The sequence below is a fragment of the Serratia sp. LACPHL-BACT-2024-00286 genome, from assembly GCF_043109535.1.
GTDB lineage: Bacteria > Pseudomonadota > Gammaproteobacteria > Enterobacterales > Enterobacteriaceae > Serratia > Serratia sarumanii.
Map to the genome: position 1 here is coordinate 1,116,612 of NZ_JBICNA010000001.1, position 25,397 is coordinate 1,142,008.

Below are 25,397 nucleotides of genomic sequence, written 5' to 3' on the forward strand. Positions count from 1 at the left end.
TTCTTCATTCCCGCTGTGCTACAAGCTTAGCCGAATTCGCCGAAATCAACTGCTTAACGCCGTCCGGGCACTATCATTGAAGAGATAAAGTTATCCATTCGGGCAGAGGCCGCCATGATTCGACTGATTATCTTATTGCTGGGCGCGCAGGCGCTGCACGGCCAGCGCCGCCTGCTGGTGCTGTTCGGTTGGCTGTGGATAGCCGCAGGGGCGCTGGTGCTGTTCGACATACTGCAGGATGGCCGATCCGTGCTGGCGCTGGATGCGCTGGCGGTCATCCTGGCGCTGGAGGGGCTGGTGGCGATATCCGCCGCGCTGGTGATTGGCTCTTCCGCCAGCAGACCGGTGCTGCTGAAGGGGCTGGGCTTCGTGTTTATGGCCTTTTTAATGCTGGACGTGCCCGCAGACGATAACATCGTCGCCACCGTGGTGTTTGGCAGCGCGCTGCTGCTTGACGGCGCCGTGCGCATCGCCTCCTCCACGGTGATTCAACACAGTCGATGGAAAACCGTGGCGCTGGCGGGCGGCGGCGAGATCCTGCTTTCGTTGATGATTTTTGTCGGCTGGCCGGCGCCGCACCGGATGACGGTGCCCTTTTGCCTCGGCGTGATGATGGTGCTTTCCGGCTGGGCTTTATTGCGTATCGCCCGGAGGCTGGCAAGCTTCTCTCTGAATCAGCACCCCGCGCGGCAGCCACCGCCCCCGGCGGACGAGGCTACGCCGCTCACGGTGTATGTCTGGACACCGATTGGTGCGGCTAAAGATCCACGCCGGCGTTACATCGTCGACCGATACATCGCGGCGGTCGACGGCGGCGGCAATATCTCCACCGGTCATGCCGCCCTGGCGCTCGCGCCGGATGTGTATATCAGTCACTACCCGCTCAACGACATCAGCCATTCCGTTCAGGATTTCCGCCAGTTGCTGCATGCCGGCGAACAGAACAACGTCGACGGGCGTTTCCTGCCCGACCTGCCGGGCGAGATCGCCGCCTGGTGCCCGCCGGACAAGAAAATTCAGTTCTATCGCTATAACCCGGCGGCGCTGCGCGCATTCTGGCGGCGGTATCGGCAGGACGCGACTTACAACCTGACTCGGCGCAACTGCTCCACCACGGTCATCGGCGCGCTCGACAGCGCGCTGGAGGGCGTGCTGGGCGATAAACATCTGTGGCGCCGTTTTCTGTTATTGGTGCTGGATCCCAATCTGTGGATGCTGGCGGTGCTGCGCAGCCGTGGCGAAAGCATGACCTGGACGCCGGGACTGGTGCTGGACTATGCCCGCATGTTGCAACAGGTCACCGAGCGCCAACACCAACGCTGGTGGTTAAAATTACGCGAGGTGTGGAATATCCTTCGCTTTGGCAAAAGCCAAACGCGCAGGCAAAGATTTTAGTCTCGCCGCCGGCGATGATAGAGTGTCGGCACATTCACCCGCGCCGGCAGGAGTTAACCGTTAATGGCTTATTCGCAACGCATTGAAACCGCAATTTTTGATATGGACGGCTTGTTGATCGACTCGGAACCGCTGTGGCTGCAGGCCGAGCTGGATATCTTCGGCGCGCTGGGTCTGGATCTGTCCGATCGCCACAAGCTGCCGGACACCCTGGGGCTGCGCATCGATCTGGTGGTGAAGATGTGGTACCAGGCGATGCCGTGGCAAGGCGTATCGCTCGATGAGGTGTCGGCGCGGATTATCGAACGCGCCATCGAGCTGGTGCACGAGACGCGCCCGCTGCTGCCGGGCGTCCGGCAGGCGCTGGAGCTGTGCCGCGAGCAGGGGCTGAACATCGGCCTCGCCTCCGCCTCGCCGCTGCACATGCAACGGCAGGTGCTGAAGATGTTCGATCTTGAGGGCTACTTCGATCAGCTGGTTTCCGCCGAATACCTGCCGTACAGCAAACCGCATCCGGAGGTCTACCTGATCGCCGCCGAGCGCCTGGGCAGCGATCCGCTGCGCTGCATCACGCTGGAAGACTCCTTTAACGGCATGATCGCCACCAAGGCCGCGCGCATGCGTTCCATCGTCATCCCGGCCGCCGAATACCGCCACGATCCGCGCTGGGCGCTGGCGGACCACCAGCTGGAGACCCTGGAACAGCTCACCCCCGCCCACTTTGCCTGACCTGTGGCGCCGGCCACCGGCGCCCTGGCTTTGCCGCTCTGCGCATAAAGGGGATCCACGCCGCAAAACAAACGAAACAGTGTTTCATTATTATTGAATTGGCATGTTGTTATTATTATGCTGGGCGGCAGGGAAAGCGACGGCCCGCGGAGCGTTGTCACTGCCACGCAGCGCTGTTCAAGGCCGCCGCTTCCTCCCGCCGCACGCCAAACAACTGCCCTCGTTTCTTTCCGTTCCGCACCCGCCCATCGCCCGCCGTTAATTCTCACCGGTCAAAATCGATGATTTGTTACGCATTGCCGTAACAACCCGTTGTAAAACAGGGGAAAATAAACAATTGGTTACAGGGTAACTGCTTCCACTACTGGGAATTTTCCCATATACTGGATAAATTAACAGTTTACCAGCCGGAATCGCAACAGCATGACCGCGGAAGGACACCTTATATTCTCTGTCGCTTGCGCGATCTTCGCCAAGAAGGCGGAAGTGACGCCAGAGCTGGCTGCCGGCGACTGGTGGCACATCATACCCGCCGCGCTGCTGACCTCGCTGCTGCCGGACATCGATCACCCCAAGTCAGTGCTGGGCCAGCGTCTGCGCTGGCTCGCCATTCCCATCGCCCGCGCATTCGGCCACCGCGGTTTCACCCACAGCCTGCTGGCGATCGCCGGCGGCATGGCGCTGTTCCAGTTGGACGTGCCGCGCAGCTGGCCGATCCCGGCCGACGCGCTGCACGCCATGATCATCGGTTACTTCAGCCATCTGCTGGCCGATATGCTCACCCCCGCCGGCGTTCCGCTGCTGTGGCCGTGCCGCTGGCGTTTTCGTCTGCCGCTGCTCAACTCGCAAAAAGGCAACCAGCTGGAGCGTGTGTTGTGTCTATGTCTGGTGGCGTTTGCCATCTGCTGGCAAGGTGATTTCACCCTGCCGGTGCAATCCTATGTCGAGCAAATCAGAAATATTAGACTCTGATCACAAAAATCCGCTCAACCAATCACCTTAATGTATATAAAACGAACAAAAACACACGAAAAGCTATATCAAATTCCATTTGGATATAAGTGGGCCACCCGGCAAACTGTTACGATATTTACATCGCGACATACGTGATGCGTAGTCGTTTTTATAAGAAAGATGATTGGAGACATTGGGGATGAATTTTCCGCTCGTGATTAACGTGCTGGTGTTTGTCGCGCTCCTGTTGCTGCTGGCGCAAACCCGCCACAAGCAATGGAGCCTGGCGAAAAAAGTGCTGGTCGGCCTGGTGGTCGGCGTGGTGTTCGGTCTGGGCCTGCAGCTGGTGTACGGCTCCGACAACCCGGTACTGAAAGAATCCATCAGCTGGTTCAACATCGTCGGCAACGGCTATGTGCAGCTGCTGCAAATGATCGTCATGCCGCTGGTGTTCGCCTCGATCCTGAGCGCGGTGGCCAAGCTGCATAACGCCTCTTCTCTGGGCAAAATCAGCGTCCTGACTATCGGCACGCTGCTGTTCACCACGCTGATCTCGGCGCTGGTGGGCGTACTGGTCACCAACCTGTTCGGCCTGACCGCCGAAGGCCTGGTGCAGGGCGCGCAGGAAAGCGCGCGCCTGACGGCAATCCAGACCAACTACGTGGGTAAACTGGCCGACCTGACCGTGCCGCAGATGGTGCTGTCGTTCATCCCGAAAAACCCGTTCGCCGATCTGACCGGCGCCAGCCCGACGTCGATCATCAGCGTGGTGATTTTCGCCACCTTCCTCGGCGTGGCGTCGCTGCAGCTGCTGAAAGACGACAAGCCGAAAGGCGAGCGCGTGCTGGTGGCTATCGACACCCTGCAAGCCTGGGTGATGAAGCTGGTGCGTCTGGTCATGAAACTGACGCCGTACGGCGTGCTGGCGCTGATGACCAAAGTGGTTGCCGGTTCCAACATTCACGACATCGTCAAGCTCGGCAGCTTCGTGGTGGCCTCGTACATCGGCCTGGGCATCATGTTCGTGGTTCACGCCGCCCTGCTGGCCTTCACCGGCGTTAATCCGCTGAAATTCTTCCGCAAGGTGTGGCCGGTGATCACCTTCGCCTTCACCAGCCGCTCCAGCGCCGCCAGCATTCCATTGAACGTGGAAGCGCAGACCCGTCGCCTGGGCGTGCCGGAATCCATCGCCAGCTTCTCGGCGTCGTTCGGCGCCACCATCGGCCAGAACGGCTGTGCAGGCCTCTACCCGGCAATGCTGGCGGTGATGGTTGCGCCGACCGTCGGCATCAACCCGCTGGATCCGGTGTGGATCGCCACCCTGGTCGGCATCGTCACCATCAGCTCCGCCGGTGTGGCGGGCGTGGGCGGCGGCGCCACCTTCGCCGCGCTGATCGTGCTGCCGGCGATGGGCCTGCCGGTAACGCTGGTCGCGCTGCTGATCTCGGTCGAACCGTTGATCGACATGGGCCGTACCGCGCTGAACGTCAACGGCTCCATGGCGGCGGGCACCATCACCAGCCAGCTGATGAAGCAAACCGACAAAACCGTGATGGACAGCGAAGACGAAGTCGAATTGGCTCACCGTTAACGCCGTCTCAAAACGAAAAAACCGGGGATTCTCCCCGGTTTTTTTATGCCCCGCGCCCGGTCGTTACGGCCGCTCGCCGTCCGCCAGCCGCCGGTTGATGTCGGCGATAACGCCCGGCAATTGCGCCAGCGTGTCTATCACATAATGTGCGCCCGCCGCATACAGCTTATCGGCCGCCGCCGTACGGCGCAGCTCGATCTCTGCCGCCGCCATTTGGCGGTACTCCTGCCAGGTCGCGCCAAACTCGTTGCCGGACAGCGCCAGCCCGACGCTCCACATCCCGGCGTTCAGCCCTTCATGAATGCCCGGCACCGCGTCGTCCACCTTCACGCAGTGCGCCACCGCATCGATGCCCAGCGCGATGGCGTTCTGCAGCGCCATCCACGGCCCCGGCCGCCCGCCGGCCGCGAGATCGTCAGTGGCGACCCAGTAATCCGGCGCGTAGCCACGCTGCGCGGCGGCAGGCACCAGCACCTCCATCACCGCACGCGGATAACCGGAGCAGGAGCCGATTTTAATGCCCTGTTCGCGCAGCCCGGCAATCACCTGTGGCACACCCTCGATGGGATCGGCGAAGTCGATCACTTTGGCGATTTGCAGCGGCATAAACGCCTGATACAGCGCGTCGATGTCCTGGTGGCTCATCGAGCGGCCCAGCTTCTGCCGCCAGCGCGCGTCGACCGCCGGCAGCTTGCCCAGCGCCTCGATGTGCTGCCATTTGCCCAGCCCCATCGGAATGCGCGCCTCCGCCAGGCTGATGTCGATATCGAAGGTTTGTTTGAACGCCTCGACGAAAATCTGCGTTGGCGCAAAGGAGCCGAAGTCCACCGTGGTGCCGGCCCAGTCGAGGATCACTGCGTTGATCTGTTTCATGGTCAATCCTTATTGATTCCAGTACATCGCCTGCCCGACGGCCGCCAGCAAACGTTCGATATCTTGCGGATAAATTTCCCCGATGTTGCCGATGCGGAAGCAGTCGCTCTGCGACACTTTGCCGGGATAGATCACAAACCCTTGCTGTTTCAGGCGCTGATAAAATTCGGCGAAGCGGTAAGTGTCGGCCTTTGGCGAATAGAATGCGGTGATGATCGGCGAATGCAACGCATCATCGAGCAGAGTCTCAAAGCCCAGCTCGCGCATGCCCGCCACCAGCCGCCGCTGATTGGTTTGATAGCGGCGGTGGCGCGCGGCAATGCCGCCCTCTTGTTCCAGCTCTTTCAGCGCCTGCGCGAAGGCCAGCACGGTGTGGGTCGGCGACGTAAAGCGCCATTTGCCGGCCTGGTCTTCCATACAGCGCCACTGGGCATACAGATCCAGCGACAGCGAGCGCGAGCGGCCGGCGCATTTCTCCAGTTCGCTGCGGCGGGCGATGACGAAAGCGAAGCCCGGCACGCCCTGAATGCATTTGTTGGCGGAGCTGATCAGAAAATCGATGCCCAGCGCGTCTACATCCAGCGGGATGCCGCCGAAGCTGCTCATGGCGTCGACGATAAAGGTCTTGCCGTTGCGCGCCGCCAGGCCGGCGACCTTCTGCAGCGGGTTGAGCATGCCGGTGGTGGTTTCGCAGTGCACCATGGCGATATGGCTGATGCGCGCATCGCTTTTCAGCACCGCCTCCATCGCCGTCACGTCCGGCTCATTGACCTCGCCGCAGTCGAAAGCGTGGTGGTCGATATCCATCAGCCGCGCCATTTCGATCATCCGCGCCCCATAGGCGCCGTTGTTGACGATCAGCAGCTTGTCCTGCGGGCCGATGGCCGTGCCCAGCACGCCCTCCACCGCAAAGCTGCCGCTGCCCTGCAGCAACACCGAGGTGTAACCGGCGGACGGCGTCGCCAGCGCCACCAACTGCTGCCGGATGCTTTGCACCACGCCCAGGTTGTAATCTTCATCCCAGGTGCAACTGTCGAACAGCATCGCCTCTTTTACCGTTTTCGACGTGGTCAACGGGCCGGGGGTCAACAGCAGGTAGTTTCGATCGGACATGTTATTCACCTATTTGGTCTATACCAGATTGCAGGCATTGTGGCGGAAAATTCCTTCCCTGGTCAAACGACAAAGCGCGGTGAAACAAAAAATTCATCTGGCTATGTATAATAAGCGCGTGCCGGAATGACGGGCCGATGCCATAGCGAGATGAAATGAAAGAACATCAGGGCGAAATGCCCCACTACCTGCAGATCAAGGATCAGCTTCAGGCGCGCATCACCCGCGGCGCGCTGCAGGCGGGCGACAAGCTGCCTTCGGAGCGCGAGCTGTGCGCCATCTTCTCCACCACCCGCGTTACCATTCGCGAGAGCCTGGCGCAGCTGGAGGCCACCGGCGCCATCTATCGCGCCGATCGCCGCGGCTGGTTCGTCACGCCGGAACGGCTGTGGCTGGATCCGACGCAGAACACCAACTTCCACCGCCTGTGCCAGGAGCAGGGGCGCGTGCCGCGCACCGCGCTGCTGTCCGGCGAAAAAACCACGGTGCCGCTCGACGTGATGCAGCCGCTGGCGCTCGAACCCTTCGACCAGGTGTATCTGCTGCGCCGCGTGCGCTACGCCGACGGCCGCGCCATCTGTTATTGCGAAAACCACTGCCTGCCGCAGCGGGTGCCGGAACTGCTCAGCCACGATCTCAACGGCAGCCTGACCGAAGTCTATCAACAGCATTACGCGTTGATTTACAGCAACATGCACCTGTCGTTCTACCCGACGGCCCTGCCTTACCGCGCCGCCAACGCGCTCGGCGCCATGGTCGGCCTGCCCGCCTTATTGCTGCGCCGGTTGAATTACGACCAGCACGGCCGCATTCTTGATTTCGATATCGAGTACTGGCGCCACGACAGCCTGCGCATCGAAGTCGATACGCTTTAACCCCGCATGACAGGGGCTGCGCCCGCCGCCCCGCCTTTCTCCCCCACGCCCAATTCCCCGTTGCCGGCAAATATATTTTGCCGCTTTCATTTGTTTGTCATATTCGCCGATTAGCGTGGCCGCATATCTGGTGTATACCAGTTACGCATAAATCCGCAACAGTGAGGCTGAAGCTATGAAACTTTCTCGTCTGGTCGTGATGACCGCCATCGCACTCGGCTCCGCGCCGGCCTGGGCCGCCGACGCGGTGGTGACCGTCTACTCCGCCGATGGTCTGCACGCCGGCGATCACAGCTGGTATCAAACCCAGTTCGACGCCTTCACTCAGGCAACCGGCATCAAGGTGCAGTACGTCGAAGGCGGTTCCGGCGCCATCGTAGAGCGGCTGTCGAAAGAGCGCAGCAACCCGCAGGCCGACGTGCTGGTGACGCCGCCGCCGTTCATCCAGCGCGCCGCCGCGGAAAAACTGCTGCAGGATTTCACCCCGCAGGATGCGGCGCAGATCGCCGACGCTCAGCCGCAGTTCGTGCCGCTGGTAAACAACTACCTGAGCTTCATCTATAACGCCAAACTGTTGCCGCAGGCGCCCGCCAGCTATCAACAGCTGCTGGACGCGCAGTTCCGCAACAAGCTGCAGTACTCCACGCCGGGCCAGGCCGGTGACGGCACCGCAGTATTGCTGCAGGCGTTTCACAGCTTCGGTAGCAAAGACGCCGGTTTCGACTACCTCGGCAAGCTGCAAAGCAACAACGTCGGCCCTTCCGCTTCCACCGGCAAGCTGACCGCGCTGGTCAATAAAGGCGAGCTGTTGGTGGCCAACGGCGATCTGCAGATGAACCTGGCGCAGATGCGCAGCAACCCGAACGTGCAGGTGTTCTGGCCGGCCGGGCCGGACGGCAAGCGCAGCACGCTGGCGCTGCCTTACTATGTCGGCCTGGTGCAAGGCGCGCCGCAAAGCGCCAACGGCAAAAAGCTGATCGACTTCCTGCTGAGCAAAGAAGCGCAGAGCAGCGTTAGCGCCATGTCCTACGGCATGCCGGTGCGTAAGGACGTCATCCCGACCGACGATAACTTCAAGCGGTCGCAGGCGGCGCTGGAAGGCGTGGACATCTGGGCGCCGGACTGGAATCAGGTGGTGAGCAGCCTGTCCGCCGATATCTCACGCTGGCACAAGGTGACCGAATGACGCTGACAATGCCTTCTACCCTCTCTTCCCGCGCCGAGGCGCGGGATAACAGCCTCGACATCACCGGGCCGTCGGGCATCCAACTCGACCGCGTCAGCGTGTCGTATCGCGGCACCGAAGTGCTGAAACCCCTGACGCTCACCATCGCCCCCGGCGAAGTGCTGGCGCTGATCGGCCCCTCCGGCTCGGGCAAAACTACCGTGCTGCGGGCGATCGCCGGTTTCGTGCAGCCTTCCGCCGGGCGTATTGCCATCGGTGACGTCGATGTCACCGACGTGCCGCCCTATGAGCGCGGTCTGGGCATGGTGGTACAGAACTACGCGCTGTTTCCGCATATGCGCGTCGAGGACAATGTGGCGTTCGGCCTGCGCGCCCAGGGCAAGCCGCGCGGCCTCACCGCCGAGCGCGTCGAGGAGGCGCTGGCCATCGTCGGCATGTCCGCCTACGCCAGGCGTTATCCCAGCCAGCTCTCCGGCGGCCAACAGCAGCGCGTGGCGATCGCCCGCGCCATCGTGGTGCGACCCAAAGTCTTGCTGCTGGATGAACCGCTGTCGGCGCTGGACGCGCAGATTCGCCACAGCATGGTGGAAGAGATCGCCCGCCTGCACCGCGAGCTGCCGGAGCTGACCATCCTGTACGTCACCCACGATCAGGGCGAAGCGCTGACGCTGGCGGACAAGATTGGCATCATGCGCGACGGACACCTGATCGCCCACGGCGAGACCCGCGCGCTGTACCGTCATCCCACAAACCGCTTCGCCGCCGAGTTCCTCGGCCGCGCCAACCTGCTGCCGGCCACCGCGCTGGAAACCACCGCCGGCCAAGGCATGACCACCGTCAGCTGCGCTGGAAAAGTGATCGGCTGTTTCACCTACGGCGCACAACGCGGCTTCGACAAACTGCTGTGCATTCGGCCGCAGCATATTGCGCTCGATGCCGATGCCCAGCGCAGCAACTGCATCGTCGGCACGCTGCGCGATATTCACTGGCAGGGGGAGTTGACGCACCTGCAGTTCGACGCGCAAGGCCACCCGCTGCGCGTGGTCACCACCCATCAGAGCCGGATGCCGCAGATCGGCGAGCGCGTGCCGCTCTATTTCGCCCCTGACGACGCGGTACTGATCGAGGACTGACATGACCGACTCTACGCTTACTCGCCCGGCCCGGCGGCCGCGTTCACCGCGCCGTTTATGGATCCTGCTGCCGCTGCTGGTGCTGGCGACGCTGTTTTTCTATCCGCTGGCGCTGATCGTCAAACAGGCGTTTACCGACGATCAGGGGCTGTTCAGCGCCGCCGCGCTGCAGCAGGTGTTCGAATCCCGACGCTTTGTCAGCGCCCTGCTCAATACGCTGCAGATTGCGCTGCTGGCGACGCTGGGCTGCCTGGTGCTCGGCACCCTGCTGTCGCTGCTGCTGGTGTTCACGCCGTTCCCCGGCAGCCGGCTGATCGCCTGGGTGATCGATACCTTTATCGCCATGCCGACCTTCCTGATCACCTTGGCCTTCACCTTTATCTACGGCTCCGCCGGCCTGCTGAACGGTACGCTGATGGCGACCTTCGGTTTCACCCTGCCGCCGGTAGACTTTCTTTACTCCATCTGGGGCGTGATCCTGGCGGAAATCACCGTGTTTACGCCGCTGGTGATGCGTCCGCTGATGGCGGCGCTGTCGCAGATCGATCGCAGCCAGCTCGAAGCCGCCAGCATCCTCGGCGCCCGGCCGGGGCGCGTGGTGCGCCAGGTGATTTTGCCCGCCGCGCTGCCGGCCTTGCTGGCCGGCGGCAGCCTGTGCCTGCTGTTGACCACCAATGAGTTCGGCATCGTGCTGTTTATTGGCGCCAAGGGCGTCACCACGCTGCCGATGATGGTCTACTCCAAAGCGATTCTGGAGTCGGATTACGCCGTCGCCTGCGCGATCGCCGTCGTGAATATCGCGCTGTCGCTCGGGCTGTTCTCCCTTTACCGCTACGCCGCGGCGCGCGCCGGGCTGAGGAACTGACGATGTTGATTTGGTCTCGCACCGGCCGCACCCTGACCTGCACGCTGGCGGTCACGCTGTTCGCGCTGTTCTTCTGCCTGCCGCTGGCGGTGATCCTGATGTCCAGCCTGAGCGAACAGTGGAACGGCGTGCTGCCGAGCGGTTTCACCCTCAGCCACTTCCGCCAGGCCTTTGGCGGCGCCTCCTGGGACGCGCTGGTCGCCAGCCTGGCTATCGGTTTCAGCGCCAGCCTGTTCGCGCTGCTGTGCGGCACCTGGGCGGCGTTGGCGCTGCGCCACCATCAGGGGCGCGGCCAGCGCCTGCTGAGCACGCTGTTCTTCATTCCCAGCGCGGTGCCTTCGGTGTCGATCGGTCTCGGGGTGCTGGTGGCGTTCAGCCAGGGGCCGCTGCAGATGAACGGCACCTTCCTGATCGTGCCCGTCGCCCACTTCGTGCTGATTTCCGCCTTCACCTTCGGCAACGTGATGGCCGGGCTGGCCCGGCTGCCTGGCGACTACGAGAACGTCGCCGCCAGCCTGGGCGCTTCGCCGCTGTTCCGCCTGCGCCACGTCACCCTGCCGATGATCGCCCCCTATATGATCTCCGCCTTCGCCCTCAGCCTGTCGCTGTCGATGGGAGAGCTGGGCGCGACTATGATGATCTACCCGCCGAGCTGGGCGACGCTGCCGGTCACTATCTTCAGCCTGACCGATCGCGGCAGCATCGCCAACGGCGCGACGCTGACCATGATCCTGGTGGCGGCCACGCTGTTGCTGATGTTAGTGCTGGAACGGATTTCGCAGCGGCTGACGCCGGGCGTGAAATAGCCACAAGGCGCTGCCATGGCAGCGCCTTGTTCATGGAAGCGAAGGGTCAGAACGGATAGTCGTGATAGCCCTGCTGTTCACTGATGCGCCGGGCGGCGACGTGCAACAGCGCCACATACTCCTCCCGCGCCGCTTCGGAAAAGCGCAGCGTCGGGAAAGAGAGGCTCAACCCGGCGATCGCCACCCCAAACCGATCGAATACCGGCACCGCGATACAACGGATCCCCACTTCCTGCTCTTCGGCATCTTCGCCGTATCCCTGCTCACGCACCCGCTCCAGCACCGGCAGCAGTTCGGCGGCGCTGGTCAGGGTATGCTCGGTGCTGCGGGTAAATTCAATCTGCGACAGGATCTGCGCCACCTCATCCCACTCGCGCCAGGCCAGCAGCACTTTACCGATGGCGGTGCTGTGCAACGGGTTGCGGCGACCGATGCGCGAATACATGCGCAGGTTGTACATCGCGTCGATCTTGTGGATATAGACGATACCGTCCTCGTCCAGGGCGCCAAGGTGGATGGTTTCGCGGGTGCGGTTCGACAGTTCGCGCATCTGTACGTCGGCGCTGCGGATCAGATCGACGTTCTGCAACGATTTGGCGCCCAGCTCGAACAGCTTGAGCGTCAGCGCATATTTTTCCGTCTCGCCTTCCTGCGAAACGTAGCCCAGCGCTTTCATGGTCTGCAGAAAACGGTAGACGGTGCTTTTGGACATCATCACCCGCTGGGACAGTTCAGTAATGCCAATCTCGCGCTCATCGCCGAGCGCCTGCAAAATACCGAACACTTTCATTACGGATGAGACGGCATCCGGTTGCTTGTCTGAATCTGCGTTAGCCATGGCGAATACCCTACTTAACGGTTCTGTTTCAGGAAATTTAAACAAGGGTTTCAGTATAATCGGAACAGATCGCGACGCGCAACGCAGTTGAACGCTAAACGATTGAAGCCAAATGGATAACCGCCGGCCCGCTCACCGCCGTTTACAATTCAGCGGACAAGGGGCATGCAATCACGGGCGAATATGATTAGCATGATAATACTCCCCTGAATAAATACCGCTGAGACCAACATGCGTCCTTGTTCCGACGGCCTCCCCGTCCCGCAACGTTATGGGGCGATCCTCGCCATCGCCCTCGGCATTACCGTATCCGTGCTCGACGGCGCGATAGCCAACGTGGCGCTGCCCACCATCGCGCGCGATCTCAACGCCAGCCCGGCCAGCTCCATTTGGGTGGTTAACGCCTATCAGCTGGCGATCACCGTCTCTCTGCTGTCGCTGGCGTCGCTCGGCGATCTGATCGGTTATCGCCGCATCTATCAGGCCGGGCTGCTGGTGTTCAGCATCACCTCGCTGTTCTGCGCCCTGTCCGACTCGCTGCTTACGCTGACCATCGCCCGCGTGCTGCAAGGCTTTGGCGCCGCCGCCATCATGAGCGTCAACACCGCGCTGATCCGCATCATCTATCCGCAGCGTTTTCTCGGCCGTGGCATGGGCATCAACTCGCTGATCGTCGCCTGCTCCTCGGCGGCCGGGCCAACGGTGGCGGCGGCGATCCTGTCGGTCGCGTCCTGGCAGTGGCTGTTCGCCATCAACCTGCCGATCGGCCTCGTCGCGCTGCTGCTGGGCATGAAGTTCCTGCCGGCCAACGGCCAAAAAAGCGATAACCGCCGTTTCGATCCCACCAGCGCCGTGCTGAACGCATTGACTTTTGGCCTGCTGATCACCGCCATCAGCGGCTTCGCCCAGGGCCAGAGCCTGACGCTGATCTTCAGCGAGATCGCCGCGCTGCTGGCGATTGGCGCGGTGTTCGTGCGCCGCCAGCTGCGCCAGGAATTTCCGCTGCTGCCGGTCGACCTGCTGCGCATCCCGATCTTCGCCCTGTCGATGGGCACCTCAATCTGCTCGTTTGCCGCGCAGATGCTGGCGATGGTGTCGCTGCCGTTCTTCCTGCAAAGCGCATTGGGCCGCGACGAGGTGGCGACCGGGCTGCTGCTGACGCCGTGGCCGCTGGCGATCGTCGTCATGGCGCCGATCGCCGGCCGGCTGGTGGAGCGCGTGCACGCCGGCCTGCTGGGCTGCATTGGGCTGGCGGTGTTCGCGCTCGGGCTGTTCTCGCTGGCGCTGCTGCCCGCGGACCCGTCGAATGGGGACATCATCTGGCGCATGGTGCTGTGCGGCGCCGGTTTCGGCCTGTTCCAGTCGCCCAACAATCACACCATCATCTCCGCCGCGCCGCGTAACCGCAGCGGCGGCGCCAGCGGCATGCTGGGCACCGCTCGCCTGCTGGGGCAAACCTCGGGGGCCGCGCTGGTGGCGCTGATGTTCAACCTGTTCCCCACCTCCGGCACCCACGCATCGCTGGTCCTGGCCGGCGTGTTCGCCACTCTGGCGGCGGCGGTCAGCAGCCTGCGCATCACCCAATCGACGGCGCAAACGGCGCAGCCAAGCCGCGAGGTGAAATAGCGGCCATAGCAACAGCCGAAACCCCATCGATTCTAAAGCCGGCGGTTCCAGCAATGCGGCCGGCCTGAATCACGCCGCGCCAGGTGTGATACGCTTGGCGTCAGTCGCCGCTCCTCAAAGGGCTGCGGCCTTGTTGCAAACACGCTAAATAGGCATCGTCATCCGGATACCAGCCAACAATGTGTTGGCCGTCGTTATCCTCCCCCTCAAAGGCCTTCAGCAGGTCTGAAGCGAACATGCGCGTGATCGGTTCAGCGGACTGCGCGCTGTCGATTCGACAGCCGCAGCGCATCTCTCCGTCAACCTGAACGAAGTTCTGCAATGAGGCGAGACATCGCGCGTCGAGATCGCCATGTACATGGATAAATTCCCCCGTTTCTACCAGGGTGAGCACGGCCAGATTTCCCCCCACCACAAACGTGCCGTCGTTTCCAGAGCTGCAATAGGCATGGCGTATGCGGGCATCGTCACGCACGAGCAGCTCGCCCAAACAAATCAGCGTATCCGACTGCAGCCGCCCCAGCACAATGATGCCGCCATCCTCCCGCTGGGGTGACACCGCCATGCACCCCTCTACGATCAAATCTCCTTCTACGACCAGATAATCGTAATCGTGCCTGTCGTTCTCGTCTGGGAAAAACGATGGGAGGTGCAGGTCGCCTGAATGCCAGCGTATAGCTGGCTGTTCAGAATCGTAACCATTCCGATTTAACAACTCCGCAGACGCATCGGCGACGCCGCCCGCCAATATGGTAAGGCGCGCCAGCGCCTCATCACAGCCGAGCAAGGGAAGAGCGTTGATTTTCATAGGGCCTCAGGGACAGACGTTATGGTGCCAAAGCATATAGCATGAGCTTCCCAAACCAAGCAAGCGAAGGCGTCAGGCATGGTAGCCTGCAGCGGCTAGCGTACCGCGAGAGGCGTAAAGGCCGTATTCAAATCGCGAAATCTGACGCTTGAATCAGCATCCTCCTCCTGAAAAAGCGATTTCGTCATGCCGTAAAAAAACCCCGGCGAGCCGGGGTTTTTCCTTTCATTCAGCCGATTACTTCAGGTACTGGCCGGAACGCAGCGCTTCGATGCGCTTGTCGAGCGGCGGGTGCGACATGAACAGCTCGCTGAACGACTTGGATTTGCCGTTGATGCAGAACGCCATCATGCTGCCCGCTTCCTGCGGCTCGTAGCTGGTTTTCAGGCGCTGCAAGGCGGCGATCATCTTCTCGCGGCCCACCAGCTTGGCGGAGCCGGCGTCGGCGTAGAACTCGCGGTGACGCGAGAACCACATGGTGATGATGCTTGCCAGGATGCCGAACACCAGTTCCAGCACCATCGACACCGCGAAATAAATCATCGGGTTGCCGTTGCCTTCCCCTTCACCGTCGCGGTTGCCCAGGAAGCCGGCGGCAACCTGCGCGATCAGGCGCGAAATGAAGATGACGAAGGTGTTCACGATGCCCTGAATCAGGGTCATGGTCACCATATCGCCGTTGGCGACGTGGCTGATTTCGTGCGCGATGACCGCTTCCGCTTCATCGCGGCTCATGCTCTGCAGCAGGCCGGTGCTGACGGCGACCAGCGAAGCGTCACGGCGCGCGCCGGTGGCGAAGGCGTTGATGTCCGGCGCGTGGTAGATAGCGACCTGCGGCATGGCGATGCCCGCCTGCTGCGACTGACGGCGCACCGTTTCCAGCAGCCAGTTTTCGGTTTCGTTACGCGGTTGTTCAATCACTTCCCCGCCGACGGAGCGCAGCGCCATCCACTTGGACATCAGCAACGACACGAAAGCGCCGCCGAAGCCGAACAGACCGGCCATGATCATCAGGCCCTGAACGCTACTGGATTGGATTCCTGTCAGGCTGAGCACCAGCCCGAAAACCAACATCACCGCCAGGTTGGTGAGCAGGAACAGAGCTATACGCATCATAAAATGTTTACTTCCTCATAAATGTTAACAAAACGCTGTCGAAGATACCCTAGATCGTATGGGCATTCGTCACAGTTTCAAGAGTCGCGCGTCATTAACCTACTAAAAATACGAAACTTTACAAAAACGGCGCGCGACCGGGATTTGGCAAATTGTAAACGATTGTTGCGCAAGGCGGAGGGGTTTTTTGCCATAAATTTGTCAGGCGACGCATAAGCCCGCCCCCATTCCCCCGGCAGGGAAGCAGGCTTTCGCGTCACTATAAAAAAACGCACCCGAGGGTGCGTTTTTCATCCTGCCGGACGCGGCCTTATTTGGCCGGCGTTGGCTGCTGAGCGGGCCGATCTTTTTCCAGATGAGCCAGCTCCAGCGCGATATGCACGGTTTCATCCAGGTACGGATCCGGTTCCTGGTAATCCTTCGGCAGATCGTCGAGCGATTTCAGCGGCTTCTTGCCCGCACGTTCCAGGCGCTCGTTGATGCGTTTCAGACGGGTCGCATCGTCGTCGTGGTTCTCTTTCTCGCGCACCGCCAGATTGAGGGACACGATGTTGCGTTTATCCTTCAGCGCCTTGTAATGCGCGATATCCTGCGCGATGTACTGGAACTCCGGATTCTGCGCGATGCGCTGCTGGTGATCTTTCAGCAGCTCCGGCTCGAACGGCGCCATATCGCCGGTCTTGCTGTAGGTCGCCGCATTGATGCTGTCCCACGGCATGGCGTTGTCTTCAAACGCTTCGCCGGTTTCCGCCGGATCGACGCCGGTCGGCATCAGAATGTCCGGGGTCACCCCTTTGCGCTGGGTGCTGCCGCCGTTGACGCGGTAGAACTTCTGAATGGTGTACTGTACCGACCCCAGCGCCGGCCACTCAGGGCGCAGCATCTGATCGTAGATGCGGTTCAGCGAACGGTACTGCTGCACGGTGCCTTTACCGAAGGTCGGCTCGCCGACGATCAGCGCACGGCCGTAATCCTGCATCGCCGCCGCGAAGATCTCGGAGGCGGAGGCGCTGAAGCGATCGACCAGCACCACCAGCGGGCCTTTGTAGTAGGTCACGCCGTCGGTGTCGGCGTCTTCACGCACTTTGCCGTTGTTGTCGCGCACCTGCACCACCGGGCCGCTCGGAATGAACAGGCCGGACAGCGACACCGCTTCGGTCAGCGCGCCGCCGCCGTTGGTGCGCAGATCGATGATCACGCTCTTGACGTTCTGCTTGGCCATCTTCTGCAGCTGCACTTTCACGTCATCGGTCAGACCGACGTAGAAACCGGGGATGTCGAACACCGCCACCTTCTCTTTGCCGACGGTCTTGATGGTCATTTTCACCGCGCGGTCTTCCAGGCGGATGCGCTCGCGGGTCAGGGTGACCACGCGGGTTTTGGTGCCCTTGCCGGCCGGCAGGATCTCCAGGCGCACCTTGCTGCCTTTCGGCCCTTTGATCAACGACACCACGTCGTCCAGGCGCCAGCCGATCACGTCCACCATCGGTTTGCCGGCCTGGCCGACGCCGACGATACGATCGCCCACGGTGATCGCCTTGCTCTTCGCCGCCGGGCCGCCCGGCACCATCGAGTTGATCAGGGTGTAGTCGTCATCCATCTGCAGCACCGCGCCGATGCCTTCCAGCGACAGGCTCATTTCGGTGTTGAACTGCTCGGTGTTGCGCGGAGACAGATAGTTGGTGTGCGGGTCGATTTCATGCGCAAAGGCATTCATCGCCAGCTGGAAGACGTCCTCGCTGTTGCTTTGCGTCAGGCGCTTGATGGCGAACTGATAGCGCTTGGTCAGCGTGTCGCGGATTTCTTTGTCGGTCTTGCCGGTCAGCTTGAGATTCAGCTCGTCATAGGTGACTTTCGCATCCCACAGGCTATCCAGCTCTGCCTTGTCTTTCGGCCACGGCGCTTTGCTGCGGTCGAGATCGATAGTGCCGTTGCCGGTAAAGTTCATCGGCTTGTCCAGCAACGACAACGCATAGGTGTAACGCTCAAAGCGGCGTTTCTGCGCCAGATTGAACAGCGCGTAGAAGGTGTCCAGCTTGCCGGTTTTCAGCTCTTCGCCCACCTGATTGCGTTTGCCGGCGAACTGCGCCACGTCGGAGGCCAGCAACACGTTATGGCTGTAGTCCAGCATGTTCAGGTAGCGATCGAAGATCTTGCCTGAAAACTCCGCGTCGAGGGCGAACTGGCGGTAATGAGAGCGAGTGAAGCGCGAGGTGACGCGCTCACTCACCGTAGCGTGCTGAGGTTCCTGTTGCAGTTGAGGCAGTTGGCCGATGCGGATGTTGGCTGTTTCCGCGCCGTAACTGACACCCGCCCACAGCAGCCCTGCAATCGCTGTTAATCTGACGAATTTGTTCATGCCTGGGTTGGCCTCCGTATCAGAACTGCAAGTGTTCTGCGCGCACAATCATCGCCAGACCGGAAGAGAGCTGCACACGTACGCCATCTTTAGCGATTTCGAGTACGGTAGCATCCATCGCGCTCTTGCCTGCTCTGACTTTGATTTCCTGGCCAATTTGCAGTTTAGAGATATCCGTGACTGGCGCATAACGCGGCTGGTTTTCCTCTTTTGCTGCACGAGGTTGACGAGCTGGCTGTGGGCGAGTTTGTGGGCGCGGCTTGCGGTTCTCCGGCGCGGCTCCGCCTTCGCGACGTGCAGCGGGCTTTTTACCGGCTGGGCGCGGACGGCGTGGCGCGGCATCGGCGGATTCACCGGCGGCTTCACGTTTTTTGGCGTTTTGTTCGGCACGCTGTGCCTGAACGCGCGCTTTGGCTTCTTCAAGCTGCTGGCGAGCATGATCGACATGCTGCTGCTCCAGTTCACCGCACGGATTGCCGTCCAGATCGACGCGCTGCGCGCCGACTTTGACGCCGTACAGGTAACGCCAGCTTGAGGTGTACAGGCGCAGGGCAGAACGCAATTGCGTTTTGCTGAGATTCTCTTCCCCCTGCACGCGCTCTACCAAATCCTGAAAAATACCGATTTTCAGCGGACGAGCTTCGCCTTCGGCGCTAAAGCAGAGCGGAAAACGCTCGGCAAGAAAAGCAATGACTTCTTTACTAGAGTTCAACTTAGGTTGATTTTCCATGAAATTTCCTGATTACAACGGTATTGCCAACAAGCCACAGGCATGAACAGGCGTCATTATAATGACGCCATCGGTAATTGCCACGTTAACCGTCGATCAACTTGCCGCCACAGTCACGTATTTCGCACTGTCGCACTGTTCCAGTTGCTCACAAAGCCCCGCCACCACGGCTTTCAGGCCCGCTTCGTCCTGTTCGTCGAAGCGTTGATAAACCGTGCTGTCGATATCCAAAACGCCGATCGCTCGGCCGCCAACCGCCAGCGGCAGCACGATTTCCGCGTTGCTGGCCGCATCGCAGGCGATATGGCCCGGGAACGCATGTACGTCGCCGACGCGCTGCACGCGATTTTCCGCCACCGCCGTGCCGCACACGCCCTTGCCCACCGGAATACGCACGCAGGCGATCTTGCCCTGGAACGGCCCCAGCACCAGCTGGCCGCCATCCATCAGATAGAAACCGACCCAGTTCACGTCATCCAGACGCTCGTTGAGCAACGCGCTGGCGTTGGACAACGCCGCGATAAAGTTGGTTTCCCCGCCGAGCAACGCGCTCAGGTCACGTTTTAATTCCGCGTAGAATTGTTCTTTTGTCATGTGATAACCATTGAAACAGTGAAGATGGCCAGAAGCCCAAAGCTTAGGCCCTATAAAATAAGCATTAAATGCGTATAGCCACAAGGTTAATCATCTGTTGCTTCACAAAACCCTGTCGCTCGGGGTATGTTTGCCGCTCAGAATCCCGGTTTACCTCGTTTTACCGTCCGGCGCCCGATCGCCAGTGACGCGGCCGGTTTATTTTTCAGCTACGCTGACAGTTCCGGCGGGCTCAAGGGCAGCGACTTGTCAAAGATGAAAATACACGCGATCACCGCCCCCCTTTCCAAAGGGCGCCACCAGCGCTGCTGCGAGTGCGATCTGCTGTTCGTGCTGCCGCCGCTCAGCGGCAACCAGGCCGCCTATTGCCCGCGCTGCAACGCCAAGATGGTGAACGGCCGCGACTGGTCGATGACGCGCCTGACCGCCATGGCGATCGCCATGCTGCTGCTGATGCCGTTCGCCTTCACCGAACCGCTGATCAGCATCCGCCTGCTCGGCACGCGCATCGATGCCAGTTTGCTGGAAGGCATCTGGCAGATGAGCCGTCAGGGCGACCCGCTTACCGCCAGCATGGTGGCGTTCTGCACCATCGGCGCCCCGCTGACGCTGGCGCTGTCGTTGCTGTACCTGCGCTTCGGCCACGCGCTCGGCATGAACCTGCGGCCGGTGCTGCTGATGCTGGAGCGGCTCAAAGAGTGGGTGATGCTGGACATCTATCTGATCGGCATGGCGGTGGCGGCGATCAAGGTGCAGGATTACGCCGACATCCAGGCGGGCAGCGCGCTGATCGCCTACCTGTCGCTCACCCTGCTCAGCATCCTGACGCTGATCCACGCCAACCTGGAGCAGCTGTGGGAGCGTTACTATCCGCAGGAACAGCCGAAAGGCCCGCCGGCGGCGCTGCACATTTGCCTGTCCTGCCACTATACCGGCTACCCCGACGCGCGCGGCCGCTGCCCGCGCTGCCACGTGCCGATGTGCCACCGCCAGCCTTACAGCCTGCAGAAAACCTGGGCGGCGCTGATCGCGGCGATGATCCTGTTGATACCGGCCAACCTGCTGCCGATTTCCATCATTTACGCCAACGGCGTGCGCCTCGAAGACACCATATTCTCCGGCGTGGTCTCGCTGGCCACCTCCGGCAACGTGCCGATCGCCGCCATTGTGTTCATCGCCAGCGTGCTGGTGCCCTTTACCAAAGTGATCGTGCTGATCACGCTGTTGTTCAGCATTCACTTCAAAACCTCGCACAGCCTGAAGACGCGCATTCGTCTGCTGCGTCTGGTCGCCTGGATCGGCCGCTGGTCGATGCTCGATCTGTTCGTTATCGCCTTGATGATGTCGCTGGTAAACCGCGACCAGCTGTTATCTTTTACTATGGGACCGGCCGCGTTTTACTTTGGCTCGGCGGTCATTTTGACTATTCTTGCCGTTGAGTGGCTGGATAGCCGATTGATTTGGGATGCACATGCAACAGGAAACGCCGACTACACCGACTGAAGCGCGGGTCAAGAACAAGCGCCGCATTTCACCGTTCTGGTTACTGCCGTTCATCGCCCTGCTGATCGCCGGGTGGCTGGTCTATAACAATTTCCAGGAGCGCGGCACCACCGTCACCATCGATTTCCAATCGGCGGCGGGCATCGTCGCCGGCCGCACGCCGGTACGCTATCAGGGCGTAGAGGTCGGCACGGTGCAGAAAATCAGCCTGAGCAAAGATTTGCGCAGCATCGTGGTGGAGGCCAGCATCAAAAGCGATCTGGAAGACTCGCTGCGCGAAGGCACTCAGTTCTGGCTGGTGACGCCCAAAGCCTCGCTGGCCGGGGTCTCCGGGCTCGATGCGCTGGTCGGCGGCAACTATATCGGCATGATGCCCGGCAGCGGCAAGGAGCAAACTCACTTCACCGCGCTCGATACCCAGCCGAAATACCGCCTGAACACCGGCGAGCTGATGATCCACCTGCACGCCGACGATCTCGGCTCGCTCAACAGCGGCTCGCTGGTCTACTACCGTAAAATCCCGGTCGGCAAGGTGTATGACTACACCATCAGCGAAGGTAACAAGGGCGTGACCATCGACGTACTGATCGACCGCCGTTTCGCCAACCTGGTGAAGAGCAACAGCCGCTTCTGGAATGTCTCCGGTTTCAAGGGCGATTTCAGCCTGTCCGGCGCGACGGTGCAAATGGAGAGCCTGGCGGCGCTGGTCAACGGCGCCATCGCCTTCGATTCGCCGGCCGATGGCCAGCAGGCCAAGGGCGATCAGAGCTATACCCTGTATCCGGATCTGGCCCACAGCCAGCGCGGCGTCAATATCCTGCTGGATCTGCCGAGCGGCAACAGCCTGAGTGAAAACCGCACGCCGCTGATGTACCAGGGGCTGCAGGTCGGCACCCTGACCAAGCTGACGTTGCAACAGGACAGCAAAGTGGTCGGTGAACTGACCATCGATCCTTCGGTGGTCGATCTGATGCGCAGCGGCACCCGCATCGTGATGCGCAGCCCGCGCATCAGCCTCAACGACGCCAAGCTCAGCCAACTGCTGACCGGCACCACGCTGGAGCTGGTGCCGGGCGAAGGTGAGCCGCAGCAGCGCTTCAACGTGCTGGACAGCAGCGAAACGCTGTTGCAGCAGCCTGGCGTGCTGATCGTCACGCTGAATGCGCCGCAAAGCTACGGCATCGACGTCGGGCAACCGCTGGTGGTGCACGGCGTGAAAGTCGGCCAGATCCTGAGCCGCACCCTGACCGCCGGCGGCGTGGTGTTCACCGCCGCCATCGACGCGCAGTATCGCGGCCTGCTGCACAAAGACAGCAAATTCGTGGTCAACAGCCGGCTCGACGTCAAGCTGGGCATCGACGGCATGGAAGTGCTCGGCGCCAGCGCCCAAGAATGGGTGGACGGCGGCGTGCGCATTATTCCCGGCAGCAAGGGGGAACCGGGCGGCCAATACCCGCTGTACGCCAACAGCGAAAAAGCCGAGGAAGGCATCGTCGGCAACGCCCCTTCCACCACCCTGACCCTCAGCGCCACCAGCCTGCCGGATGTGCAGGCCGGTTCGGTGGTGCTGTACCGCAAATTCCAGGTGGGCGAGATCGTCAACGTTCGGCCGAAGGCCAACGAGTTTGAGGTGGACGTCTACATCAGCCCGGAATACCGCAAGCTGCTGACCCGCGAAAGCATCTTTTGGGCCGAAGGCGGCGCCAAGGTGCAGCTCAACGGCAGCGGGCTGACGGTGCAGGCTTCGCCGCTTAACCGCGCGCTGAAAGGCGCCATCAGCTTCGACAACCTGCAGGGCGTGACGCTCAACAAGGGCGCCAACCGCGTGCTGTACGCCAGCGAAACCGCCGCCCGCGCGGTGGGCAGCCAAATCATGCTGCGAACCTACGACGCCAGCAAGCTGTCGGCGGGCATGCCGCTGCGCTACCTCGGTATCGACGTCGGCCAGGTGGAGTCGCTGCAGCTGGCGCCGGAGCGCAACGAAGTGTTGGCCAAAGCGGTGCTGTATCCGGAATATGTGCACACTTTCGCGCGCCTGGGCAGCCGCTTCTCGATCGTTTCGCCGGAGATCTCCGCCGCCGGCGTCAGCAATCTCGATACCCTGCTCCAGCCTTATATCAACGTGGAGCCGGGGCGCGGCCGCGAGCTGCGCACCTTCGAGCTGCAGCAGGCCAGCATCACCGACTCACGCTATCTCGACGGCCTGAGCGTAGTGCTCGACGCCGCCGAAACCGGCTCGCTGCAGATCGGCACGCCGGTGCTGTTCCGCGGCGTAGAGGTCGGTACCATCACCGGCTTCTACCTTGGCGCCATGTCCGATCGGGTGCACGTCGCGCTGCGCATCAGCAAGAAATATCAGCATCTGGTGCGCAACAACAGCGTGTTCTGGCTGGCTTCGGGTTACAACCTGCAGTTCGGCCTGACCGGCGGCGTGATCAAGAGCGGCACCTTCCAGCAGTTCATCCGCGGCGGTATCGCCTTCGCCACGCCGCCGACCATTCCGCTGGCGCCGAAAGCCACGCCGAACAAACACTTCCTGCTGAATCCGGAAGAGCCTAAGGACTGGAAAACCTGGGGCACCGCCATTCCGCGCGATTAAATTTCGCATTTTCCTCAGGGCCCGGCGATGCCAGGCCCTGTTTTTTTCCGCTTTGTGATAAACTCTCGCCCTTATCTTTATTGCACCCTGAGAGTTCGCCCGTGGCCAAATCCACCGCCGTTTTTCTGCCCCCCGCTTTCCTTGATGCCACCCGCGCCATCATGCCCGCCGAGCTGGCGATGGACGATTTTATCGCCGCTTGCCAGCGCCCGCTGCGCCGCAGCCTGCGCGTCAATACGCTGAAAATCAGCGTCGCCGACTTCCTGGCGCTGGTGCAGGATTACGACTGGCGACTGGAGCCCATTCCCTGGTGCGCGGAAGGGTTCTGGATCGAGCGCGACGATGAAGAGCTGCGCCTGGGCAGCGCCGCCGAACACCTGAGCGGCCTGTTCTACATTCAGGAAGCCAGTTCGATGCTGCCGGTCAGCGCGCTGTTCGCGGGCGGCGCGGCGCCGACTCGGGTGCTGGACGTGGCGGCGGCGCCGGGATCCAAAACCACCCAGATCGCCGCGCTGATGGGCAATCAGGGCGGGATCGTCGCCAACGAATACTCCGCCAGCCGGGTGAAAGTGCTGCACGCCAATATCAGCCGCTGCGGCGTGAAGAACACCGCGCTGACCCACTTCGACGGCCGGGTGTTCGGCGCCGCGCTGCCGGAGAGCTTCGACGCCATTCTGCTCGACGCCCCCTGCTCCGGCGAAGGCGTGGTGCGCAAGGATCCGGACGCCATGAGCAACTGGTCGCCACAGAGCGTGGCCGAGATCGCCGCCACCCAACGCGAACTGATCGACAGCGCGTTTCATGCGCTGGCGCCGGGCGGCGTGATGGTTTACTCCACCTGCACGCTCAATGCGCAGGAAAATCAGCAGGTGGTGCGCTGGCTGCTGGACACCTACGGCGACGCGGTCAGCATCGAGCCGCTGGGCGAGCTGTTCCCCGGCGCCAACAAGGCGCTGACCGCCGAAGGTTTCCTGCACGTCTTCCCGCAGATTTACGACAGCGAAGGCTTTTTCGTCGCCCGCCTGCGCAAACGGCGCGCCGTGGCGCCGTTGCCGAAGCCGACCTACAAAGTCGGTAAATTCCCGTTCAGCCCGCTGTCCGGCAAAGAAGCGGCGCAGGTCGCCCAAGCCGCCGCCGCATCCGGCTTAACCTGGGGCGATGACGGCCGGCTGTGGGAGCGCGACAAAGAGATCTGGTTGTTCCCGGCCGAGCTGGAACCGCTGTTCGGCAAGGTTCGCTTCTCGCGCATCGGCCTCAAACTGGCGGAGCGTTTCCCTAAAGGTTTCCGCTGGCAGCACGAGGCGGCGATCGCGCTGGCCGGCACCGGCGGCAAAGCGCATTTCGAGCTGGACGCCGCGCTGGCGCAGGAGTGGTATCACGGCCGCGATCTCTACCCGGAACTGCCGCCGGCGGGCGATGAATGCATCGTCACCTACCAGGGGCAGCCGCTGGGCATCGCCAAGCGCATCGGCAGCCGTATCAAGAACAACCTGCCGCGCGAGCTGGTGCGCGACGGCGCGCTGGATTTCCACCTGTAAACGATACCGCGCCGGGGAATTAAACGCCCCGGCGATAAAATAACGCTAATAATATTCCCATCACCGTTCGTTATTATTCTAATCATTTCAATTTATCGGTATACCTCACCTGTAAGCCCCGTCAGCCGGGGGATGGGAATAAAAAGTTTCTCGCTTTCATCAAGAC

21 protein-coding genes are annotated in these 25,397 nt (G+C 61.6%); 13 read left to right on the forward strand and 8 right to left on the reverse strand.

Annotated elements, in window-relative coordinates; all coding sequences use genetic code 11:
- Positions 1-114: 114 nt before the first annotated feature.
- From ACF8MC_RS05265 to ACF8MC_RS05280, 4 genes are all read left to right on the forward strand, one after another.
- Positions 115-1,395, forward strand: a complete 1,281-nt coding sequence (locus ACF8MC_RS05265) for an HdeD family acid-resistance protein (protein ID WP_033653912.1) — start codon at positions 115-117, stop codon at positions 1,393-1,395.
- Between the two features lie 63 nt (positions 1,396-1,458).
- The gene (gene hxpB / locus ACF8MC_RS05270; protein ID WP_033638306.1) at positions 1,459-2,124 is read left to right on the forward strand and encodes a hexitol phosphatase HxpB; all 666 of its coding nucleotides are present in this window, start codon (positions 1,459-1,461) and stop codon (positions 2,122-2,124) included.
- Between the two features lie 423 nt (positions 2,125-2,547).
- Positions 2,548-3,096 carry a metal-dependent hydrolase gene (locus ACF8MC_RS05275; RefSeq protein ID WP_164105105.1) on the forward strand — a complete coding sequence of 183 codons (549 nt, stop codon included), beginning with the start codon at positions 2,548-2,550 and terminating at the stop codon, positions 3,094-3,096.
- A 181-nt stretch (positions 3,097-3,277) separates the two neighbouring features.
- Positions 3,278-4,669, forward strand: a complete 1,392-nt coding sequence (locus tag ACF8MC_RS05280; RefSeq protein WP_033653910.1) for an L-cystine transporter — start codon at positions 3,278-3,280, stop codon at positions 4,667-4,669.
- Positions 4,670-4,732: 63 nt separating this feature from the next.
- On the opposite strand, the gene phnX is transcribed toward ACF8MC_RS05280, so the two are convergent.
- Positions 4,733-5,542, reverse strand: coding sequence for a phosphonoacetaldehyde hydrolase (gene phnX, locus ACF8MC_RS05285; RefSeq protein WP_033653909.1), 810 nt, complete (start codon positions 5,540-5,542; stop codon positions 4,733-4,735).
- Between the two features lie 9 nt (positions 5,543-5,551).
- Positions 5,552-6,655 (reverse strand): 2-aminoethylphosphonate--pyruvate transaminase, encoded by a 1,104-nt coding sequence (gene phnW, locus ACF8MC_RS05290; RefSeq protein WP_033653908.1) that lies wholly within the window; start codon positions 6,653-6,655, stop codon positions 5,552-5,554.
- 155 nt (positions 6,656-6,810) lie between these two features.
- Between phnW and phnR the strand changes: the two genes are divergently transcribed.
- The 5 genes from phnR (at position 6,811) to ACF8MC_RS05315 (ending at position 11,520) form a co-directional block, all read left to right on the forward strand.
- The gene (phnR, locus tag ACF8MC_RS05295; RefSeq protein ID WP_047567850.1) at positions 6,811-7,530 is read left to right on the forward strand and encodes a phosphonate utilization transcriptional regulator PhnR; all 720 of its coding nucleotides are present in this window, start codon (positions 6,811-6,813) and stop codon (positions 7,528-7,530) included.
- Between the two features lie 175 nt (positions 7,531-7,705).
- Positions 7,706-8,716 (forward strand): 2-aminoethylphosphonate ABC transporter substrate-binding protein, encoded by a 1,011-nt coding sequence (locus tag ACF8MC_RS05300; RefSeq protein ID WP_041034835.1) that lies wholly within the window; start codon positions 7,706-7,708, stop codon positions 8,714-8,716.
- Between the two features lie 2 nt (positions 8,717-8,718).
- Positions 8,719-9,849, forward strand: a complete 1,131-nt coding sequence (gene phnT / locus ACF8MC_RS05305; RefSeq protein ID WP_392423173.1) for a 2-aminoethylphosphonate ABC transport system ATP-binding subunit PhnT — start codon at positions 8,719-8,721, stop codon at positions 9,847-9,849.
- 1 nt (position 9,850) lies between these two features.
- Positions 9,851-10,714, forward strand: coding sequence for a 2-aminoethylphosphonate ABC transporter permease subunit (gene phnU / locus ACF8MC_RS05310; protein ID WP_033646329.1), 864 nt, complete (start codon positions 9,851-9,853; stop codon positions 10,712-10,714).
- Positions 10,715-10,716: 2 nt separating this feature from the next.
- Positions 10,717-11,520 (forward strand): ABC transporter permease, encoded by an 804-nt coding sequence (locus ACF8MC_RS05315; protein ID WP_049212642.1) that lies wholly within the window; start codon positions 10,717-10,719, stop codon positions 11,518-11,520.
- 46 nt (positions 11,521-11,566) lie between these two features.
- Here the strand turns inward: ACF8MC_RS05315 and kdgR are convergent, their stop codons facing one another.
- The gene (gene kdgR / locus ACF8MC_RS05320) at positions 11,567-12,358 is read right to left on the reverse strand and encodes a DNA-binding transcriptional regulator KdgR (protein ID WP_049212641.1); all 792 of its coding nucleotides are present in this window, start codon (positions 12,356-12,358) and stop codon (positions 11,567-11,569) included.
- A 231-nt stretch (positions 12,359-12,589) separates the two neighbouring features.
- On the opposite strand from kdgR, the gene ACF8MC_RS05325 reads away from it, so the two are divergent.
- On the forward strand, positions 12,590-13,984 hold the full coding sequence (locus ACF8MC_RS05325; RefSeq protein ID WP_033646331.1) for an MFS transporter: 1,395 nt from the start codon (positions 12,590-12,592) through the stop codon (positions 13,982-13,984).
- A 100-nt stretch (positions 13,985-14,084) separates the two neighbouring features.
- Here ACF8MC_RS05325 and ACF8MC_RS05330 read toward each other — a convergent pair whose 3' ends face one another.
- The 5 genes from ACF8MC_RS05330 to ACF8MC_RS05350 all read right to left on the reverse strand — a co-directional run bounded on the left by ACF8MC_RS05330 (position 14,085) and on the right by ACF8MC_RS05350 (position 19,591).
- Positions 14,085-14,792, reverse strand: coding sequence for a hypothetical protein (locus ACF8MC_RS05330; RefSeq protein ID WP_164105103.1), 708 nt, complete (start codon positions 14,790-14,792; stop codon positions 14,085-14,087).
- Between the two features lie 237 nt (positions 14,793-15,029).
- Positions 15,030-15,908, reverse strand: coding sequence for a protease HtpX (gene htpX, locus ACF8MC_RS05335; protein WP_033638291.1), 879 nt, complete (start codon positions 15,906-15,908; stop codon positions 15,030-15,032).
- Positions 15,909-16,218: 310 nt separating this feature from the next.
- Positions 16,219-18,267, reverse strand: coding sequence for a carboxy terminal-processing peptidase (gene prc / locus ACF8MC_RS05340; protein WP_033638289.1), 2,049 nt, complete (start codon positions 18,265-18,267; stop codon positions 16,219-16,221).
- Between the two features lie 19 nt (positions 18,268-18,286).
- A complete protein-coding gene (proQ, locus tag ACF8MC_RS05345; protein ID WP_033638287.1) occupies positions 18,287-18,997 on the reverse strand; it encodes an RNA chaperone ProQ in 711 nt (236 codons plus the stop codon).
- A 96-nt stretch (positions 18,998-19,093) separates the two neighbouring features.
- Entirely contained in the window at positions 19,094-19,591 is a 498-nt protein-coding gene (locus ACF8MC_RS05350) for a GAF domain-containing protein (protein WP_033638286.1), read from the reverse strand.
- Positions 19,592-19,846: 255 nt separating this feature from the next.
- Here ACF8MC_RS05350 and yebS point away from each other — a divergent pair, with 255 nt between their 5' ends.
- The 3 genes from yebS (at position 19,847) to rsmF (ending at position 25,231) form a co-directional block, all read left to right on the forward strand.
- Positions 19,847-21,094: a membrane integrity lipid transport subunit YebS gene (gene yebS / locus ACF8MC_RS05355; protein WP_164105102.1), complete on the forward strand. Its 1,248-nt coding sequence runs from the start codon at positions 19,847-19,849 to the stop codon at positions 21,092-21,094.
- Positions 21,063-23,693: a PqiB family protein gene (locus ACF8MC_RS05360; RefSeq protein WP_164105101.1), complete on the forward strand. Its 2,631-nt coding sequence runs from the start codon at positions 21,063-21,065 to the stop codon at positions 23,691-23,693. Before yebS ends, ACF8MC_RS05360 begins: the two co-directional genes overlap by 32 nt.
- Before the next feature lie 101 nt (positions 23,694-23,794).
- Positions 23,795-25,231, forward strand: coding sequence for a 16S rRNA (cytosine(1407)-C(5))-methyltransferase RsmF (gene rsmF, locus ACF8MC_RS05365; RefSeq protein ID WP_033653899.1), 1,437 nt, complete (start codon positions 23,795-23,797; stop codon positions 25,229-25,231).
- Positions 25,232-25,397: the final 166 nt, after the last annotated feature.